Origin of the sequence: Streptomyces phytophilus (assembly GCF_013870535.1) — a bacterium.
In the GTDB taxonomy this organism is placed as follows: Bacteria; Actinomycetota; Actinomycetes; order Streptomycetales; family Streptomycetaceae; genus Streptomyces; species Streptomyces phytophilus.
The window spans coordinates 1-2,169 of the sequence record NZ_JACBXC010001046.1 but is presented as its reverse complement, the minus strand read 5'-3'; the positions used below and the strand labels follow the sequence as shown (position 1 = coordinate 2,169).

Sequence of the window (2,169 nt, the reverse complement as noted above, 5' to 3'; positions counted from 1 at the left end):
GCGCCGCCCGCAGCGGCTTGGCGAAGCAGCGGCTGTCCGGCTCGAAGCGGTAGTAGCCGAACTTCTCCGTCGGCTCGTACCCCTCCGACAGGTACAGCGCTATCGCCTCCGGCTGCTTCATCCCGGTCTCCAGCACCATCCGCGTCCGGCCCGCGTCCCGCGCGCTCTCCTCCAGCGCCGCGAGTATCCGCCGGGCCAGCCCGCGCCCCCGGGCCTCCGGGACCACGTACATCCGCTTCAGCTCCGCGTCACCGGGGCTGTGCCCCTCCGGCGTCGCGTCCATGGCCCGCCAGCCGCCCGTGGCGAGCGGGGTGCCGTCGGCGTCGTACGCCAGCAGGTAGAGCCCGTGCGGGGGCGTGAAGTGCAGCGGGTCCATCGCCGTGTGATCGCCTTCGCCGTACCGCTCGGCGTACTCGATCTGGACCCGGTCGTTGAGCATGACCGCGTCGGGGTGGTCGTAGGGCACGGTGACGATCTCCATGGCGGCCATGGTACGAAGCCGCCGCAGGGTGCCGAACCGGGCATCCCGGTGCAGGTGTACGGACCCGGAGACCGCGAGGGGGGCCAGCGGCCATACTTTGGGACCGTGGAGGAGAACAAAGGTCTGAACGTCACGCCCGTCAACGCCGCCGCGACGGACCCGGCCGCTCTGCCCGGCCTCGTAGCGTCGCCGCCCGACGACAAGGAGAAGGACGAAGCAGCAACGACCATAGAGAAGAAGGAACCCGGCACGGACCCGGAGGACGCCGCGGAAGCCGCCACCGAACCCGGGGACGACGACAGCGGCAAGGACACGACCGAAGCCGAGGACGAGGACGAGGTCCGGGACAAGGCCAACGACAAGGACGAGGCCAAGGACGAAGCCGAGGAGCCGGAAGCCGACGAAGGCGGCCCCGTCTTCGAGGCGGCCGACCGCCGCGGCTCCGTGACCGTGGACAGCACCGGCGTCCGCTTCCAGCTCGACGACACCGAGGCCGAGTTCACGTGGCCGGAGATCGGCGCGGTCGAGTACAAGACCTCCCGGTTCGGCCGCCGCCTCGTCCTCAGCGTCCACGACAGCCGCGGCATATGCCCGGCCGAGGTGGAGGCCCCGGACAAGGCGACGCTGAAGGAGTGGGCGGTCGACCTGGAGTCGGCCCTCGACGCCTACTTCGAGGAGACGGCGTAGCCGGTCCCGGCCGCGGGGCGCCGGCAGGGCGGTCGGATCGCGTACGGAAGCGATCCGGTCCGGACCTGTCCGGCGGCACGGCTCCCGCGGTGCCGCCGGCGCCCCGGGGCAGGGCGCCCGGCCCTCAGAGGGGGACCGCCACCGCGCTGAAGGCGGTGTCGGGCTCCTGGGGCGAGGTGAAGCGGGCGTTGACCAGGTAGAGGCGGTTGCCGTGGCGGGCCGCCGTGGTGGGGACGTCGAAGCGGGGGTCCGTGATCGTGTGGTGCAGGGTGGCGGTGCGTATCGCGCGGTCCAGGCGGAAGGCCGCGACCAGGTTGTCGCGGTTGCGGACCACGTACAGCGTGTGGCCGACGCGGGCCAGGCCGTCGCCGTTGGCGACGTCCGCCGCGCCGCGCAGCGCGATCTCCGTGGCGTGGCCGGTCCGCAGGTCGACGTGGTACAGGCGGCCGGGGGTGCTGCTGACGACGACGAGGCCGCGGCCGTCGGGGGTGTCGACGATGCCGTTGGCGTTGAAGACACCGGGGGTCTGGACCCAGTCGCCGGTGAGCGGGAGGGCGCGGACCTTGCCGCGGCGGCCGCGGGGGACGGCGTAGAGGACCGCCTCGTTGGAGTCGGTGAACCAGGCGGTACGGCCGAGGAGGACCGTGTCGTTGACGAAGTGGCCGGTCGGGGGCGTCAGCCGGTGGGTCGCGACCACGGCGCCGGTACGGGCGTCGACGACACTTGCCGTGCCGCCGGCGCCGCCCGCCACGTACAGCAGGCCGTCGCGGTCCAGCTTCAGGCCGATGGACGCCGTGCCCGGCGCCCCGGCGTGGACGACTTTCAGCGCGCCGGTGCGCAGGTCGGCGCGGAGGACGGCGCCGTTGGCGCGGGAGCCCATGTAGGCGTACGGGCGGCTGCCGATGGTGATGCCCTCGGGGAGCCAGCCGTCGGGGAGCGGGAACTCGGTGGGCCAGTCGCCGCCGGCGCCGGCCGGCCTGCTCGTGCCGTACGGCGTGGCC

The 2,169-nt window shown here is 73.4% G+C and carries 3 protein-coding genes; 1 reads left to right on the top strand and 2 read right to left on the bottom strand.

All coding sequences use genetic code 11. The annotated features are described in order from the left end of the window. Positions 1–490, bottom strand: a 490-nt coding sequence (locus H5J30_RS28850; protein WP_181790216.1) for a GNAT family N-acetyltransferase, incomplete at its 3' end; no start/stop codon positions are given. A 96-nt stretch (positions 491–586) separates the two neighbouring features. Here H5J30_RS28850 and H5J30_RS28845 point away from each other — a divergent pair. Next, positions 587–1,168 (top strand): hypothetical protein, encoded by a 582-nt coding sequence (locus H5J30_RS28845; protein WP_181790215.1) that lies wholly within the window; start codon positions 587–589, stop codon positions 1,166–1,168. Between the two features lie 124 nt (positions 1,169–1,292). On the opposite strand, the gene H5J30_RS28840 is transcribed toward H5J30_RS28845, so the two are convergent. Further along, a partial coding sequence (locus H5J30_RS28840) for an SMP-30/gluconolactonase/LRE family protein (RefSeq protein ID WP_181790214.1) occupies positions 1,293–2,169 on the bottom strand: 877 nt, incomplete at its 5' end.